This is a genomic window from Nonomuraea sp. NPDC001636 (genome assembly GCF_040298265.1).
Taxonomy (GTDB): Bacteria; Actinomycetota; Actinomycetes; order Streptosporangiales; family Streptosporangiaceae; genus Nonomuraea.
Genome location: NZ_JBEOZT010000037.1, coordinates 1 through 14,603, shown reverse-complemented (window position 1 = coordinate 14,603; position 14,603 = coordinate 1). Strand labels below are relative to the sequence as shown.

Sequence of the window (14,603 nt, the reverse complement as noted above, 5' to 3'; positions counted from 1 at the left end):
CCTGCGTGAGCAATTCCATTGGTGGCCTGCTCCGATTCGTTTGTGCAGCGGGAAGGAATTACGGCACACTGATGTTGTGAAAAACATGCCCACGATCGAGCCCGGTAGCGAGCGCAGCACCCGCGCGCGTGTCGCCAGGCTGATCCTTGAGCATGGTCCCGTGACGGCCGCCTCGCTCGGCGAGCGGCTGGGGCTGACGCCCGCCGCGGTGCGCAGGCACCTCGACGCGTTGCTGGCCGAGGGAATGATAGAGCCTCGCACGGTCAGGCCGCGCGGTCAGCGCGGGCGCGGACGGCCCGCCAAGCTGTTCGCCATCACCGACGCGGGGCGCAGTGCTTTCGAGCACGCCTATGACGACCTCGCCGGGAGCGCACTCCGCTTCCTGGCCGAGCGCATGGGGCGAGAAGCCGTGACCGACTTCGCCCGCTCGCAGGTGTCGAGCCTGCTGACGCGGCTGGAGCCGGTCATGCGGACGGTGCCGGCGGACCAGCGCGTACAGGTGCTGGCGCAGGCGCTGTCGGCAGAGGGATACGCCGCCTCGGCCAGCAAGGCCAAGTCGGGCGGCGACCAGCTCTGCCAGCACCACTGCCCGGTGGCTCACGCGGCCGCGGAGTTCCCGCAGCTCTGCGAGGCCGAGACGGAGGCGTTCGCGCAACTGCTCGGCACCCCGGTGCAGCGCCTGGCCACGATCGCGCACGGCGACGGGGTCTGCACGACCCACGTGAGCCCCAAGTCGCTGGCTGAATCCGCACACAGAGACAAGAGCAAGGAGACCGGAAGGTGACTGTCACCGACCGCCCGGAGCTGGAAGGCCTCGGGAATTACAAGTTCGGCTGGGCCGACCCGGATGCCGCGGGCGCGGCGGCCAAGCGTGGCCTGTCCGAGGAGGTCGTCCGCAACATCTCCGCGCTCAAGAACGAGCCGGAGTGGATGCTCGACCTTCGCCTGAAGGGCCTCCGCCTGTTCGCCAAGAAGCCGCTGCCCACCTGGGGCTCCGACCTCACCGGCATCGACTTCGACAACATCAAGTACTTCGTGCGCTCGACCGAGAAGCAGGCCGCTTCCTGGGACGAGCTGCCCGCCGACATCAAGAACACCTACGACAAGCTCGGCATCCCCGAGGCGGAGAAGCAGCGCCTCATCGCCGGCGTCGCGGCCCAGTACGAGTCGGAGGTCGTCTACCACAAGATCCGTGAGGACCTTGAGGAGAAGGGCGTCATCTTCGTCGACACCGACACGGGCCTGAAGGAGCACGAGGAGCTCTTCAAGGAGTACTTCGGCTCGGTGATCCCGGTCGGCGACAACAAGTTCGCCGCGCTCAACACCGCCGTGTGGTCCGGTGGCTCGTTCATCTACGTGCCGCCGAACGTCGAGGTCGAGATCCCGCTGCAGGCCTACTTCCGGATCAACACCGAGAACATGGGCCAGTTCGAGCGCACCCTGATCGTGGTCGACGAGAACTCCTACGTCCACTACGTCGAGGGCTGCACCGCGCCGATCTACTCCTCCGACTCGCTGCACAGCGCGGTCGTCGAGATCATCGTGAAGAAGAACGCCCGCTGCCGTTACACGACCATCCAGAACTGGTCGAACAACGTCTACAACCTGGTCACCAAGCGCGCCGTCGCCTACGAGGGCGCGACCATGGAGTGGATCGACGGCAACATCGGCTCCAAGGTCACGATGAAGTACCCGGCCGTCTACCTGATGGGCGAGCACGCCAAGGGCGAGACGCTGAGCGTCGCCTTCGCCGGCGAGGGCCAGCACCAGGACGCCGGCTCCAAGATGGTGCACCTGGCGCCCAACACCAGCTCCAGCGTCATCTCCAAGTCGGTGGCGCGCGGCGGCGGCCGCACCTCCTACCGCGGTCTCGTGCAGATCGAGGAGGGCGCCCACGGCAGCGCCAGCACCGTCAAGTGCGACGCGCTCCTGGTCGACCAGATCAGCCGCTCCGACACCTACCCGTACGTCGACGTGCGCGAGGACGACGTCTCGATGGGCCACGAGGCCACGGTCTCCAAGGTCAGCGAGGACCAGCTCTTCTACCTCATGAGCCGCGGGCTCGGCGAGGACGAGGCCATGGCGATGATCGTGCGCGGCTTCGTCGAGCCGATCGCCCGCGAGCTGCCCATGGAATACGCGCTCGAGCTCAACCGGCTGATCGAGCTGCAGATGGAAGGAGCCGTCGGCTGATGGGCCTGAACGAGAAGCCCCTGTCGACCCTGCACGAGAAGGCGTCCTACGACCTGGACGACTTCGAGGTCCCGACCGGGCGCGAGGAGTCGTGGCGCTTCACGCCGCTGTCCCGCCTGAAGGGCCTGCACAACGGCAAGGCCGACCCCGTGGGCCACGTGCGCCTCGACGTCGAGGCCGCGCCCGAGGTCGTCGTCGAGACGGTCGGGCGCGACGACGCCCGCGTCGGCAAGGCGTTCACGCCCACCGACCGGGTCAGCGCGCAGGCGTGGAACAGCTTCGAGAAGGCGACCGTGATCACGGTGCCGCGCGAGGCCGTCACGTCGAAGCCGACCGTGCTCACCCTGACCGGTGAGGGCGACGGCGCCGCCTACGGCCACATCGTGGTCAAGGTGGAGCCGATGGCCGAGGCCGTGGTCGTGCTCGACCACAAGGGCAGCGCCGTCTACGCCGACAACATCGAGTTCGTCGTCGGCGACGGCGCCAACCTCAAGGTCGTCAGCCTCCAGGACTGGGACGACGACGCCGTGCACGTCTCCCACCACCACGCCCAGCTCGCCAAGGACGCGACCTTCCGCAGCTTCGTGGTGACCCTCGGCGGCGACCTGGTCCGGCTCTCGCCCAGCGTGGCCTACACCGCGCCGGGCGGCGACGCCGACATGTCCGGCGTCTACTTCGTCGACGCCGGCCAGCACCTGGAGCACCGCCTCCTGGTCGACCACTCCCAGCCCAACTGCAAGAGCAACGTCGACTACCGCGGCGCGCTGCAGGGGCAGGACGCGCACGCCGTCTGGATCGGCGACGTGATCATCAGGGTCGAGGCCGAGGGCACCGACACCTACGAGCTCAACCGCAACCTCATCCTCACCGACGGCGCCCGCGCCGACTCGGTCCCCAACCTGGAGATCCTCACCGGCGAGGTCGCCGGAGCCGGGCACGCCTCGGCCTCGGGCCGCCTCGACGACGAGCACATCTTCTACCTCCAGGCCCGCGGCATCCCCTACGACGAGGCCCGCCGCCTGGTCATCAGGGGCTTCCTCGGCCAGCTCATCGAGAAGATCCAGATCGAGGAGATCCGCGACCGCGTGCTGGCCGCGGTGGAGGCGGAGCTCGCGCGATGAGTTTCGAGAAGGTCTGCCAGGTCGCCGACATCCCCGACGGCGGCGTCATCGGCGTCGAGGTCGGGGAGACCCCGGTGGCGCTGGTGCGCAAGGGCGCCGACGTCTTCGCCCTGCACGACGTCTGCTCGCACGCCGAGGTGAAGCTCAGCGAGGGCGAGGTCTACGACGGCACGCTGGAGTGCTGGCTGCACGGCTCGTGCTTCGACGTGCGCTCCGGCAAGCCCACCGGCCCGCCCGCCACCAAGCCCGTGAACGTCTACACAGTCAAGATCGACGGCGACGACGTCCTCGTCTCGCTCTCGAAGGAGTCATAAACGTGTCCACCCTAGAGATCCGTGACCTCAAGGTCGCCGTCGAGGACAAGGAAATCCTGCGCGGCGTCAACCTGACGGTGAAGTCCGGCGAGACGCACGCCATCATGGGCCCCAACGGCTCGGGCAAGTCCACCCTCGCCTACGCGATCGCCGGTCACCCCAAGTACACGATCACCGGCGGCCAGGTGCTGCTCGACGGCGTCGACCTGCTGGAGCTGTCGGTCGACGAGCGCGCCCGCGCCGGCCTGTTCCTCGCCATGCAGTACCCGGTCGAGGTCCCCGGCGTGTCGGTGTCGAACTTCCTGCGCTCGGCCGTCACCTCGGTCCGCGGCGAGGCGCCCAAGCTGCGCGAGTTCGCCAAGGACCTCAAGGCCGGCATGGACGCGCTGTCCATCGACGCCGCCTTCGCCCAGCGCAACCTCAACGAGGGCTTCTCCGGCGGCGAGAAGAAGCGCCACGAGATCCTCCAGCTGGAGCTGCTCAAGCCGAAGATCGCCGTGCTCGACGAGACCGACTCCGGCCTCGACGTCGACGCGCTGCGGGTGGTCTCCGAGGGCATCAACCGCTTCCGCTCCACGGGTGAGACCGGCGTGCTGCTGATCACCCACTACACCCGCATCCTGCGCTACGTGAAGCCCGACTTCGTGCACGTCTTCGCCGGCGGCCGGATCGTCGAGGAGGGCGGGCCGGAGCTGGCCGACAAGCTCGAGGCCGAGGGCTACGAGCAGTACACGAAGGCATCTGCATGACTTCCACCAGCTTGGACGTGGAGAAGATCAGGAAGGATTTCCCGGTCTTCTCCCGCGAGCTGCCCGACGGGCGCCCGCTCGTCTACCTCGACTCGGGCAACTCCTCGCAGAAGCCCAACCAGGTCATCGACACCATGCGCGACCACCTGGCGCTGCACTACAGCAACGTCGGGCGGGCCATGCACGTGCTCGGCGCGGAGTCGACCGAGGCGTACGAGAGCGCGCGCGACAAGGTGGCGGCGTTCGTCGGGGCGGGCTCGCGCGACGAGGTGATCTTCACCAAGAACGCCTCCGAGGCCCTCAACCTCGTGGCCTACTCCTTCGGCAACCCCGCGGGCACCGACCCGCGCTTCACCCTCGGCCCCGGCGACGAGATCGTCATCTCCGAGATGGAGCACCACTCCAACATCGTGCCGTGGCAGATGCTCGCGCAGCGCACCGGCGCCACGCTGAAGTGGTTCGGCGTCACCGACGACGGGCGGCTCGACTTCGACCCGGCCGTCGTCACCGAGCGTACGAAGATCGTCTCGATCGCCCACCAGTCGAACGTGCTCGGCACGGTCAACCCGGTCACCGCGGTGGCCGCGCGGGCGCACGAAGTCGGCGCGCTGATCATGCTCGACGCCTCGCAGTCCGTGCCGCACCACCCGGTGGACATGGCCGCGCTGGGCGCCGACTTCGTGGCCTTCACCGGTCACAAGATGGTCGGCCCTTCGGGCATCGGCGTGCTGTGGGGCCGTACCGAGCTGCTGGAGGCCATGCCGCCGTTCCTGGGCGGCGGCGAGATGATCGAGGCGGTCTGGATGGACCGCTCGACGTACGCGCCGATCCCGCACAAGTTCGAGGCCGGCACGCCGCCCATCGTCGAGGCCATCGGCCTGGGCGCGGCGGTCGACTACCTCACCGCGGTCGGCATGGACGCCATCGAGGCGCACGAGCGCTCGCTGACGGCCTACGCCCTCGACGCCCTGCGCGAGGTGCCGTCGCTGCGGCTGATCGGGCCCGACTCCCTCGACCAGCGTGGCAGCACGCTGTCGTTCACGCTGGAAGGCATACACCCCCACGATGTGGGGCAGATCCTGGACGACCAGTTCGGGGTCGCCGTCCGCGTCGGGCACCACTGCGCGCGCCCGCTGCACCTGCGGTTCGGAATACCGGCGACCACGCGGGCGTCGTTCTACCTGTACAACACCACGGGCGAGATCGACGCCCTGGTGCGCGGCCTCCATCACGTTCAGAAGGTGTTCGCATAGCCATGATCGGCGAGTCGATGTACCAGGAGCTGATCCTGGAACACTACAAGCACCCGCAGGGGCGGGGGCTGCGCGAGCCGTACGACGCCGAGGTTCACCACGTGAACCCGACGTGCGGCGACGAGATCACGCTGCGGGTCAGGGTGGGCGACGCCGGTAAGATCGAGGACGTCTCCTACGACGGCCAGGGCTGCTCGATCAGCCAGGCGGCCGCCTCCGTGCTGCACGAGCTGGCCACCGGCTCGACGGTCGAGGAGTCGCTGTCGGTGGTCGACGAGTTCACCCGGCTCATGCAGGGCCGGGGGCAGGTCGAGGCCGACGAGGAGGTGCTCGGGGACGCGGTGGCGTTCGCGGGCGTGGCCAAGTTCCCGGCACGCGTCAAGTGCGCGCTGCTGTCGTGGATGGCCTACAAGGACGCTGTGGTGAGGAGTGCCCAATGAGCAAGCCCGTGGAGACTCCGACCGGCTTCGACGGTGACACCACCGTCGAGGAGGTCATGGAGGCGCTCAAAGACGTCGTCGACCCCGAGCTCGGCATCAACGTCGTCGACCTGGGGCTGATCTACGGACTCAACCTCGACCCGTCCGACGCCGGTCAGCCCGTGGCCACCATCGACATGACGCTGACCAGCGCGGCCTGCCCGCTGACCGACGTCATCGAGGACCAGGCCCACTCCGCCCTGGAGGGCATGGTCTCCGACGTGAAGATCAACTGGGTCTGGCTGCCGCCGTGGGGCCCGGACAAAATCACCGACGAAGGGCGTGAGCAGCTCCGTATGCTAGGCTTCAACGTCTGATCTTTCTAGCTGTAACGGCTGGCGTTGGGCGTCAGCCGTTTCAGTGTGCCAAGGAAGGGTTTCGGAAGGTCCGTACCCGTCCAGGGAATATCCGATAACATCCCCGGCGTTGGCACCAGGTATACACCAGACGCCTCATCTCGCGTCATCGCGCCGCCTGCGGCCGGTGCCCCGGTGTATCCCCCCTGGGAAGTCCCGCCTCGACGGCGGGCGTAACGCAACGTGTACGGCATTAGGCCGTATGTCCCGGCTCGTCCTTTCGCAGAAGTGACGCGCCACTTCGACTGAAAGGCACGAATTTCGTGACCATGCTTGACGCTGTCATGCCCGCGTTCGACGAGACCGCCCCCGAGACGGGCCCGTCGGAGTTCGAACTGCTCGGCCTTCCCAAGCCGCTCATCACCGGCCTGGCCAAGCAGGGCATCGACAGCCCGTTCCCCATCCAGACTGCGACGATCCCGGATGTGCTCGCCGGCCATGACGTCCTGGGCCGTGGCCAGACCGGCTCGGGCAAGACCCTGGCCTTCGGTTTGCCGACCATGGCTCGCATCGCGGGGGTGCGGCCCGCCGCCGGCCACCCGCGCGCGATGATCCTTGTGCCCACCCGTGAGCTGGCCCTTCAGGTGCACGACGCGCTCGAACCGCTCGGCCGCGGCCTCGGGCTGCGGATGAAGGTCGTCGTGGGCGGCATGTCCATGGGCAAGCAGATCGAGGCACTGCGCCGCGGCGTCGACATCGTGATCGCCACCCCGGGCCGCCTGGGCGACCTGATCCGGCAGGGCGAGTGCTCGCTGGCGCAGGTCGAGGTCTCCGTCCTCGACGAGGCCGACCACATGTGCGACCTCGGCTTCTTCCCCGTCGTCACCGAGCTGCTGGCCCAGACCCCGACCGACGGGCAGCGCCTGCTGTTCTCGGCCACCCTCGACGGCGACGTCGACAAGCTGGTGCGCCGCTTCCTCAAGGACCCGATCACCCACTCCGTGGCCCCGGCGACCTCGCCGGTCGACACCATGGAGCACCACGTGATGCAGGTCACGCGCGACGACAAGTTCGACGTCACGGCCGAGATCGCCAACCGCGAGGGCCGTACGATCATCTTCGTCCGCACCCAGCACGGCGTCGACCGGCTGTGCAAGCAGCTGGCCCGGGTCGGCATCAAGGCCGGCGGCCTGCACGGCGGCAAGCGCCAGAACCAGCGCACCCGCATCCTGGCCGAGTTCCGCGAGGGCTCGATCAACGTGCTGGTCTGCACCGACGTCGCGGCCCGCGGCATCCACGTCGACAACATCAGCCTGGTGCTGCACGTCGACCCGCCGCAGGACCACAAGAGCTACCTGCACCGCGGCGGCCGTACCGCCCGCGCGGGCGAGAAGGGCACCGTCGTCACCCTGGTGCTGCCCAACGAGCGCCGCTCGACCGACGCCCTGACCAGGCGCGCCGGCATCCACCCGTTCCGGCTCAAGGCCACCCCGGGGCACCCCCGGCTGGCCGAGGTGGCCGGGGCCAGGACGCCGAGCGGCGAGGCCATCCCCGTGTGGGAGCCCGACGTCCGCAAGCCGCTGCGCCCGCGCCGTGAGGGCGGTCACGGCGGCGCCGAGCGCCGGGGCGGGCGTCGTCCGCGCCGCGAGTTCGACGGCGAGCGCCGTCCGCGCCGGCACGAGGACGGCACCTTCGCCGGCGGCGACGACCGTCGTCCGCGCCGTCACGAGGAGTCCGGTGAGGACCGTCGTCCGCGCCGGCACGCCGAGGGCGAGCGGCCGTTCGGCGGCGGGCAGCGTCCGGCCGAGCCGCGCACGTTCGGCGACGACCGCAGGGGTGGCGACCGGCCGCGCGGCGGTTTCCGCTCCGACGACCGTCCCGCCCGTCAGGACGACCGCGGTGGTTTCCGTTCCGCGGACCGTGGCGGTTTCCGTTCCGACGACCGTCCCGCCCGTCAGGACGACCGTGGCGGTTTCCGTTCCGACGACCGCCCGGCGTTCCGCCAGGACGACCGCGGCTACCGGTCCGAGGCGCCGCGTGGCGGCGGGTTCCGTGACGGCCAGCGTGGCGGCGGCGGTTTCCGCGCCGACGACCGCGGCCGCTTCGGCGCCGACCGTGGCCGCCCGTTCTCGGGCGACCGTGACCGGCCCGCCCGCTCCGACGAGCGCGCCCCCCGCGACGGCTTCCGCCCCGGCGGCGGCTTCCGTTCCGAGGAGCGCGGCAACGGCGGGTTCCGCCGCAACAACGGCGGCCGCCGCTTCGAGCGCTGACGCCGGCTGAACGAACGACAGCCCGTCGCACCTCCCGCGGGGGAGGGCGGCGGGCTTCGTCGTTCCCGGGCGTGTTACGAGGTCAGGACGTCGAGAGCGCGGTCGACGTCGTCGGTGGTGTTGTAGACGTGGAAGCCCGCGCGGACCCGGCCGGCGCGCACCGCGGCGCGGATGCCGGCCGCGGCCAGCCGCTCGCCCGGCGCCTCCACCGACACGATCGCCGAGTCGGACGGTTCCAGCCCCAGCCCGGCCCTGAACCGGTTGGCCAGCCCGACGTTGTGCTCGTGGACGCGCTGGGCGCCGATCTCGTTGAGCAGTTCGAGCGCGGGCGCCGCGCCGACGTAGCAGAACCAGGCCGGCGACAGGTCGAAGGCGCGGGCGTCGGAGGCCAGCCGCAGCGGCGGCCCGTAGTAGGAGCCGCCCGGATCGTCGCCGGCGTACCAGTTGGCCGCCAGCGGGCGCATCAGGGAGCGCACCCGGGGCGACAGGTACCCGAACGCGGCCCCGCGCGGCGCCATGAGCCACTTGTACGCCGCGCACGCCAGCACGTCGATCCCGTCGGCCACCGACACCGGCAGCCACCCGCACGCCTGGGAGCCGTCGGCGATGACCAGCGCGTCGTGGGCGCGGGCGGCGGCGACGACGTCGTGCAGCGGCGTCACGTAGCCGGTGGCCGACTGCACGAGGCTGAAGGCGACGGCGTCGGTCCGGCTCGTGACGGCGTCGGCCAGGCGCTCGGCGGGCACGGTCTCGACCTCGGCCGCCACCGCCCACGGGAACAGGTTGCTGGTGAACTCGATCTCCGGCACCAGCACCCGCGCCCCCGGCGGCAGCGCGGTCGCCACCGTGGACATGATCTGCGACACCGTCGAGCCGACCGTCACGTCGGCCGGCTCGGCGCCGACCAGGTGGGCGAAGGCCCTGCGGGACCGGCCGACCGAGGCGTCCCAGGGCGCCCAGTCGCCGCTGCCGTGCCGCCACTCGGTGAGCACGGCCTGCAGCTCCTCGAAGGCCGGGCGGGGCGGAAGGCCGTACGAAGGGGTGTTGAGCCAGCCGGGATCGGCGTCCCAGAGCTTGCCCACGGTCGCGATGTCCATGACCACCAGCCTAGAACGGCCCTCCGGAGACCAAGCGGCGGCCGGACGACGGGCAGGAAGCGGCCGTCTCGCGTGGCGGACTCCGGGCGGCGTCACCGTCGCGCGCAGACTAGGCTTGTCAGGCACGCCAACCGACCGACGAGAGAGACCATGAAGACCTTCGAAGAGCTGTTCGCCGAGCTGTCAGACAAGGCGCGTACCAGGCCCGCGGGCTCGGGCACCGTGGCCGCGCTCGACGCCGGCGTGCATGCCATCGGCAAGAAGGTCGTCGAGGAGGCCGCCGAGAGCTGGATGGCCGCCGAGCACGAGTCGAACGACAGGGCGGCGGAGGAGATCTCCCAGCTCCTCTACCACGTGCAGGTGCTCATGATCGCCAAGGGCATCGGGCTCGACGAGGTGTACAAGCATCTCTAGGGCGCCCCGCGCCCGCTTCCGGAGTCCCGTCGACCATGAGTGAGGAAGAAGACCCGAACATGCTGCGTCTGGCCGTACCGAACAAGGGCGCGCTCAGCGAAGCCGCCCAGAACATGCTCAAGGAGGCCGGCTACCGGTCCCGCAGGGACAGCAAGGAGCTCGTCGTCGTCGACGAGGACAACGGCTGCGAGCTGTTCTTCCTGCGTCCCCGCGACATCGCCGTCTACGTCGGGGAGGGCACCCTCGACCTCGGCATCACCGGCCGCGACATGCTGATCGACTCCGGCGCGCCGGTCGAGGAGATCATGCCGCTCGGCTTCGGCGGCTCCACCTTCCGCCTGGCCGCCAAGGCGGGCACGATGTCGTCGGTCAAAGACCTCGACGGGCAGCGCATCGCCACCTCCTACGCGGGGCTGCTCGACAAGTACCTGTCCGACCAGGGCGTCGACGCCCGCGTGATCAAGCTCGACGGCGCCGTCGAGACCGCGATCCGGCTCGGCGTGGCCGACGCGGTCGCCGACGTCGTGGAGACCGGCACCACGCTGCGCAACGTCGGCCTGGAGGTGTTCGGCGAGCCGATCATGCGCTCGGAGGGCGTGCTGATCAAGCGGCAGAGCGCGCCGGAGACGCCGGGCATGGGCCAGCTCGTCCGCCGCCTGCAGGGCGTCGTGCACGCCCGCGACTTCGTCATGATGGACTACGACATCCGCGCCGAGCGCATCGAGGAGGCCATCGCCCTCACGCCCGGCATGGAGGGGCCCACGGTCTCGCCGCTCCACCGCGAGGGCTGGGTCGCCGTCCGGGCCATGGTCCGGCGCAAGGGCCACCAGCAGGTGATGGACCAGCTCTGGGACATCGGCGCGCGGGCCATCCTGGTCACCGACATCTACGCCTGCCGCCTCTGACAAATGTCACCGTCAACCCCGGAAGGATCACACTAACGGGGGAAAAGCCGCGCCCGTAGCGTTTGCTGACATGAACGCCATCGTGTTCGACCAGGTCAGCAAGCGCTACGGGGACGTGCTTGCCGTCGACGACCTCTCGCTCGCCATCGAGCCTGGCAAGACCGTGGCCCTGCTCGGCCCCAACGGCGCGGGCAAGTCCACCTCGATCAACATGCTGCTCGGCCTGCTCCGCCCCACCAGCGGCACGATCACCATCCACGGCCGCACGCCCGACCACGCGGTGCGCTCCGGCGAGCTGGGCGCGATGCTGCAGAACGGCGCCCTCATCCCCGAGCTGTCGGTCAAGGAGCTCATCGAGGTCGTCCGCCGGCTCTATCCCGACCCGCTGCCGCTGGCCGAGATCCTCAAGCTGGCCGACCTGTCGGACCTGGTCAAGAGGCGCGCGAACAAGCTGTCCGGCGGCCAGACGCAGCGCGTCAGGTTCGCCCTGGCCATCGCCGGCGCGCCGAAGATCCTGCTGCTCGACGAGCCGACCGCGGCCATGGACGTGGAGTCCAGGCTGCGGTTCTGGGCCAGCATGCACGACTACGCCGCCGGCGGCAGGACCGTGCTGTTCGCCACCCACTACCTGGAGGAGGCCGACGAGCACTCCGACCGGGTGATCGTCATCGCCCGCGGCCGGCTGGCCGCCGACGGCACCGCCGCCGAGATCAAGGCGGGCGTGGGCGGCCAGGTCGTCCGCTTCACGCTGGGCGACCAGCCCGCGGCCGGGCTCGACCGGCTGCCCGGCGTCACCGCCGTCGAGGTCGCCGCCGGCACCGCCACGCTGCACACCTCCGACCCCGACGCGACCGTGGCCGCCCTGTTCCGGGGCACCGAGCTCGACGTCAGGGGCCTCCAGCTCACCGGCGCCGACCTCGAAGACGCCTTCCTCGCGCTCACCAGGGAGTCCTGATGCTGTTCTACGCCAAGACCGAGGCGATGCGCATGCTGCGCAACCGGCGCTACATCATCTTCGTGGTCATCTTCCCGGTCGTGCTGTACCTGATCAACGCCAACATCTACGGCAAGCAGACCGACGGCGCCGGGGTGAGTTACAGCGTCGTGCTGATGGTCTCCATGGCCGCCTACGGGGCGCTGGCCTCGTCGATGATGAGCTCGGCGGTGCCGTGGGCGACCGAACGGCAGTCCGGCTGGCTGCGCCAGCTCCAGATCACCCCGCTGCCCAACTGGATGATCATCGCCACCAAGCTCGGCACCGCCATGCTGCTCGTGCTGCCCTCGCTGCTGCTGGTGGCCGTCGTCGGGATCGTCCAGCAGGGCGTGTCGATGCCGGTCGGCCGGTGGGTGCCGCTGCTGCTGGCCATGTGGCTGGGGACGATCCCGTTCATCGCGCTGGGCCTGGCGATCGGGTCGCTGCTGACGGCCGACGCCGCGCAGCCGGCCGCGATGATCTGCATGTTCGTCCTGGCCATCGCGGGCGGCCTGTGGTTCCCGCCCGAGGTGTTCGGCGACACCATGCGGACCGTGGCCGACATCATGCCCTCCTACCACTACGCGAGCCTCGGCTGGAGCATCGTCGCCGGGCACGGCGTCGCGCTGACCGACGTGCTGGTGGTCGGCGGATGGGCGGTCGTCCTGGGCGGGGCTGCCGCCTACCTCTACCGCCGGGCTACTGTTCGGGCATGAGTTTCGCCGACAAGCTGCACTTCGGTGACGAGCGGCCGTCGCCCAGGCGGCGGTTGCTCGGGATGTCCGTCGGCATGGTCTACCTCGTCTTCCCGATCGCCGAGATCGTCGCGGGCGGCGTCACGGGCGCCCGGGCGATCTGGGGGGCCGTGGCGCTGGTCGCGTTCATCGGCTGCTTCGCCGGCACGGTGATCAGCGCCAAGAGCTTCCACGAGCGCTCGCGCGCCACCTTCCCCCTGCTCGGCGTGACCGCGGTGATCGCGGTGGTCAGCGCGTTCGCCTTCGGCGGCGCCTGGCTCACGCTGCCGGTCTACACGGTCGTGCTCTACGGGTTCACCCTCCCGCCCGCCTGGGCGCTGGGCGGGGTGGGCGTGAACCTGGCGGTGGTGGTGGCGGCCGGGGTGCTGACCGGCGACGAGTTCGCCGGCGTCGTCGTCCTGGGGCTGCAGGTCGTCACGCTGGGCGTGCTGTTCATCAGCATCCGCAACAGCCGGGTGCTGACGCTGAGGCTGCACGAGGCGCAGGGCGAGGTGGCCAGGCTGGCGGCCACGGAGGAGCGCCTGCGCATCGCCCGCGACCTGCACGACCTGCTCGGCCACAGCCTGTCGCTGATCGTGCTCAAGAGCGAGCTGGCCGGGCGGCTGGCCGAGGAGTCGCCGCAGGTGCGGCAGGAGATCGCCGACATCGAGTCCGTGGCCAGGCAGGCGCTGGTGGAGGTGCGCGAGGCGGTCACCGGCTACCGGCAGCGCAGCCTGTCGGAGGAGATCGACGGCGCCCGGACGGTGCTGCGGGCGGCGGGCGTGCGGGCCGAGGTGCGGGTGTCCGGCACGCCGCTGCCCGACCTGCTCGACGGGCTGTTCGGCTGGGCGGTGCGCGAGGGCGTCACCAACGTCGTACGGCACGCGCGGGCCGCCCGTTGCGAGATCCAGGTGACGTACGACGGCGAACACGCCACCCTTGAGATCATGGACGACGGACGCGGCGGCGAGCCGCAGGGCACCGGCAGCGGGCTCAGCGGCCTGCGCGAACGGGTGACGGGCGCGGGCGGCACCATGGAGGCGGGCGGCGCGCCCAAGGGCGGATTCCGGCTGCGGGTGCTCGTGCCGGTCAGGGTGGGGACGGCCGCGTGATCCGGGTGATGCTGGCCGAGGACCAGGGCATGATCCGCGGCGCGCTGGCCTCGCTGCTCGGCCTGGAGCCCGACATCGAGGTGGTCGGCGAGGCGGCCGACGGGGACGAGGCCGTCGCCGTCGCGGTCGCCGCGACCCCCGACATCGCGCTGCTGGACATCGAGATGCCCGGCAAGGACGGCCTGACCGCCGCCGCCGAGATCGCCGCCCGGGTGCCGGGCTGCCGGGTGATGATCCTGACCACGTTCGGGCGGCCCGGCTACCTGCGCACCGCGATGGAGGCCGGGGCGGTGGCGTTCCTGGTCAAGGACAGCCCGGCCAAGGATCTCGCGGCGGCCATCCGCCGGGTGCAGGCGGGGGAGCGGGTCATCGACCCGGGGCTGGCCGCGGCGGCGCTGAGCGCGGGGCCGAACCCGCTGTCGGCGCGCGAGCGCGACGTGCTGGCCGCCGCCGCCGACGGCTCCACCATCGGGGACATCGCCGTCCGCCTGCACCTGTCGGAGGGCACGGTGCGCAACTACCTGTCCTCGGCCATCCAGAAGACGCACGCGCGCAACCGCATCGAGGCGGTGCGGCGGGCCAAGGCGCAGGGCTGGGTCTAGGCCGTGTTTCGAAAGATCGCGTGTGAGGCGTGTCGGTGATCGTTGAACGAAGAGGTCTCCGGTAGTTGGTTCAACGACCAAGAAGAACGAA

General features: G+C 70.4%; 16 protein-coding genes. 15 read left to right on the top strand and 1 reads right to left on the bottom strand.

The window, feature by feature from the left end; all coding sequences use genetic code 11:
* Nucleotides 1-85 precede the first annotated feature (85 nt).
* From ABT158_RS44560 to ABT158_RS44520, 9 genes are all read left to right on the top strand, one after another.
* On the top strand, nucleotides 86-784 hold the full coding sequence (locus ABT158_RS44560) for a helix-turn-helix transcriptional regulator (protein ID WP_352328768.1): 699 nt from the start codon (nucleotides 86-88) through the stop codon (nucleotides 782-784).
* Complete coding sequence (gene sufB / locus ABT158_RS44555; protein WP_352364380.1) at nucleotides 781-2,193, top strand: Fe-S cluster assembly protein SufB; 1,413 nt, start codon at nucleotides 781-783, stop codon at nucleotides 2,191-2,193. The genes ABT158_RS44560 and sufB overlap by 4 nt, the downstream gene beginning before the upstream one ends.
* Nucleotides 2,193-3,314, top strand: a complete 1,122-nt coding sequence (gene sufD, locus ABT158_RS44550) for a Fe-S cluster assembly protein SufD (protein WP_352364378.1) — start codon at nucleotides 2,193-2,195, stop codon at nucleotides 3,312-3,314. The genes sufB and sufD overlap by 1 nt, the downstream gene beginning before the upstream one ends.
* Nucleotides 3,311-3,628: a non-heme iron oxygenase ferredoxin subunit gene (locus tag ABT158_RS44545; RefSeq protein WP_352325535.1), complete on the top strand. Its 318-nt coding sequence runs from the start codon at nucleotides 3,311-3,313 to the stop codon at nucleotides 3,626-3,628. The genes sufD and ABT158_RS44545 overlap by 4 nt, the downstream gene beginning before the upstream one ends.
* A 2-nt stretch (nucleotides 3,629-3,630) precedes the next feature.
* Nucleotides 3,631-4,377 (top strand): Fe-S cluster assembly ATPase SufC, encoded by a 747-nt coding sequence (gene sufC / locus ABT158_RS44540; protein ID WP_352325533.1) that lies wholly within the window; start codon nucleotides 3,631-3,633, stop codon nucleotides 4,375-4,377.
* Nucleotides 4,374-5,630: a cysteine desulfurase gene (locus tag ABT158_RS44535; protein WP_352364375.1), complete on the top strand. Its 1,257-nt coding sequence runs from the start codon at nucleotides 4,374-4,376 to the stop codon at nucleotides 5,628-5,630. Before sufC ends, ABT158_RS44535 begins: the two co-directional genes overlap by 4 nt.
* A 2-nt stretch (nucleotides 5,631-5,632) precedes the next feature.
* Nucleotides 5,633-6,070, top strand: a complete 438-nt coding sequence (gene sufU / locus ABT158_RS44530) for a Fe-S cluster assembly sulfur transfer protein SufU (protein ID WP_352325531.1) — start codon at nucleotides 5,633-5,635, stop codon at nucleotides 6,068-6,070.
* Nucleotides 6,067-6,426: a metal-sulfur cluster assembly factor gene (locus tag ABT158_RS44525; protein ID WP_352325530.1), complete on the top strand. Its 360-nt coding sequence runs from the start codon at nucleotides 6,067-6,069 to the stop codon at nucleotides 6,424-6,426. The genes sufU and ABT158_RS44525 overlap by 4 nt, the downstream gene beginning before the upstream one ends.
* 308 nt (nucleotides 6,427-6,734) lie before the next feature.
* The gene (locus ABT158_RS44520; RefSeq protein WP_352364373.1) at nucleotides 6,735-8,675 is read left to right on the top strand and encodes a DEAD/DEAH box helicase; all 1,941 of its coding nucleotides are present in this window, start codon (nucleotides 6,735-6,737) and stop codon (nucleotides 8,673-8,675) included.
* Between the two features lie 74 nt (nucleotides 8,676-8,749).
* Here the strand turns inward: ABT158_RS44520 and ABT158_RS44515 are convergent, their stop codons facing one another.
* Entirely contained in the window at nucleotides 8,750-9,772 is a 1,023-nt protein-coding gene (locus ABT158_RS44515; RefSeq protein WP_352364371.1) for an aminotransferase class V-fold PLP-dependent enzyme, read from the bottom strand.
* A 150-nt stretch (nucleotides 9,773-9,922) separates the two neighbouring features.
* Between ABT158_RS44515 and ABT158_RS44510 the strand changes: the two genes are divergently transcribed.
* The 6 genes from ABT158_RS44510 to ABT158_RS44485 all read left to right on the top strand — a co-directional run bounded on the left by ABT158_RS44510 (nucleotide 9,923) and on the right by ABT158_RS44485 (nucleotide 14,512).
* Nucleotides 9,923-10,186: a phosphoribosyl-ATP diphosphatase gene (locus tag ABT158_RS44510; protein ID WP_189652386.1), complete on the top strand. Its 264-nt coding sequence runs from the start codon at nucleotides 9,923-9,925 to the stop codon at nucleotides 10,184-10,186.
* Between the two features lie 59 nt (nucleotides 10,187-10,245).
* Entirely contained in the window at nucleotides 10,246-11,091 is an 846-nt protein-coding gene (gene hisG / locus ABT158_RS44505; RefSeq protein WP_352325534.1) for an ATP phosphoribosyltransferase, read from the top strand.
* 70 nt (nucleotides 11,092-11,161) lie between these two features.
* A complete protein-coding gene (locus ABT158_RS44500; protein WP_352325526.1) occupies nucleotides 11,162-12,046 on the top strand; it encodes an ABC transporter ATP-binding protein in 885 nt (294 codons plus the stop codon).
* Nucleotides 12,046-12,780: an ABC transporter permease gene (locus tag ABT158_RS44495; protein ID WP_352364368.1), complete on the top strand. Its 735-nt coding sequence runs from the start codon at nucleotides 12,046-12,048 to the stop codon at nucleotides 12,778-12,780. The genes ABT158_RS44500 and ABT158_RS44495 overlap by 1 nt, the downstream gene beginning before the upstream one ends.
* The gene (locus ABT158_RS44490; protein WP_352364366.1) at nucleotides 12,777-13,910 is read left to right on the top strand and encodes a sensor histidine kinase; all 1,134 of its coding nucleotides are present in this window, start codon (nucleotides 12,777-12,779) and stop codon (nucleotides 13,908-13,910) included. The genes ABT158_RS44495 and ABT158_RS44490 overlap by 4 nt, the downstream gene beginning before the upstream one ends.
* Nucleotides 13,907-14,512, top strand: coding sequence for a response regulator transcription factor (locus ABT158_RS44485; protein WP_352364364.1), 606 nt, complete (start codon nucleotides 13,907-13,909; stop codon nucleotides 14,510-14,512). Before ABT158_RS44490 ends, ABT158_RS44485 begins: the two co-directional genes overlap by 4 nt.
* Nucleotides 14,513-14,603: the final 91 nt, after the last annotated feature.

Coding starts and splice junctions, on each gene's coding strand:
- ABT158_RS44560 (WP_352328768.1), top strand. CDS start 86: ATGCCCACGATCGAGCCCGGTAGCGAGCGCAGCACCCGCGCGCGTGTC.
- sufD (WP_352364378.1), top strand. CDS start 2,193: ATGGGCCTGAACGAGAAGCCCCTGTCGACCCTGCACGAGAAGGCGTCC.
- ABT158_RS44545 (WP_352325535.1), top strand. CDS start 3,311: ATGAGTTTCGAGAAGGTCTGCCAGGTCGCCGACATCCCCGACGGCGGC.
- ABT158_RS44535 (WP_352364375.1), top strand. CDS start 4,374: ATGACTTCCACCAGCTTGGACGTGGAGAAGATCAGGAAGGATTTCCCG.
- sufU (WP_352325531.1), top strand. CDS start 5,633: ATGATCGGCGAGTCGATGTACCAGGAGCTGATCCTGGAACACTACAAG.
- ABT158_RS44525 (WP_352325530.1), top strand. CDS start 6,067: ATGAGCAAGCCCGTGGAGACTCCGACCGGCTTCGACGGTGACACCACC.
- ABT158_RS44520 (WP_352364373.1), top strand. CDS start 6,735: ATGCTTGACGCTGTCATGCCCGCGTTCGACGAGACCGCCCCCGAGACG.
- ABT158_RS44515 (WP_352364371.1), bottom strand. CDS start 9,772: ATGGACATCGCGACCGTGGGCAAGCTCTGGGACGCCGATCCCGGCTGG.
- ABT158_RS44510 (WP_189652386.1), top strand. CDS start 9,923: ATGAAGACCTTCGAAGAGCTGTTCGCCGAGCTGTCAGACAAGGCGCGT.
- hisG (WP_352325534.1), top strand. CDS start 10,246: ATGCTGCGTCTGGCCGTACCGAACAAGGGCGCGCTCAGCGAAGCCGCC.
- ABT158_RS44500 (WP_352325526.1), top strand. CDS start 11,162: ATGAACGCCATCGTGTTCGACCAGGTCAGCAAGCGCTACGGGGACGTG.
- ABT158_RS44495 (WP_352364368.1), top strand. CDS start 12,046: ATGCTGTTCTACGCCAAGACCGAGGCGATGCGCATGCTGCGCAACCGG.
- ABT158_RS44490 (WP_352364366.1), top strand. CDS start 12,777: ATGAGTTTCGCCGACAAGCTGCACTTCGGTGACGAGCGGCCGTCGCCC.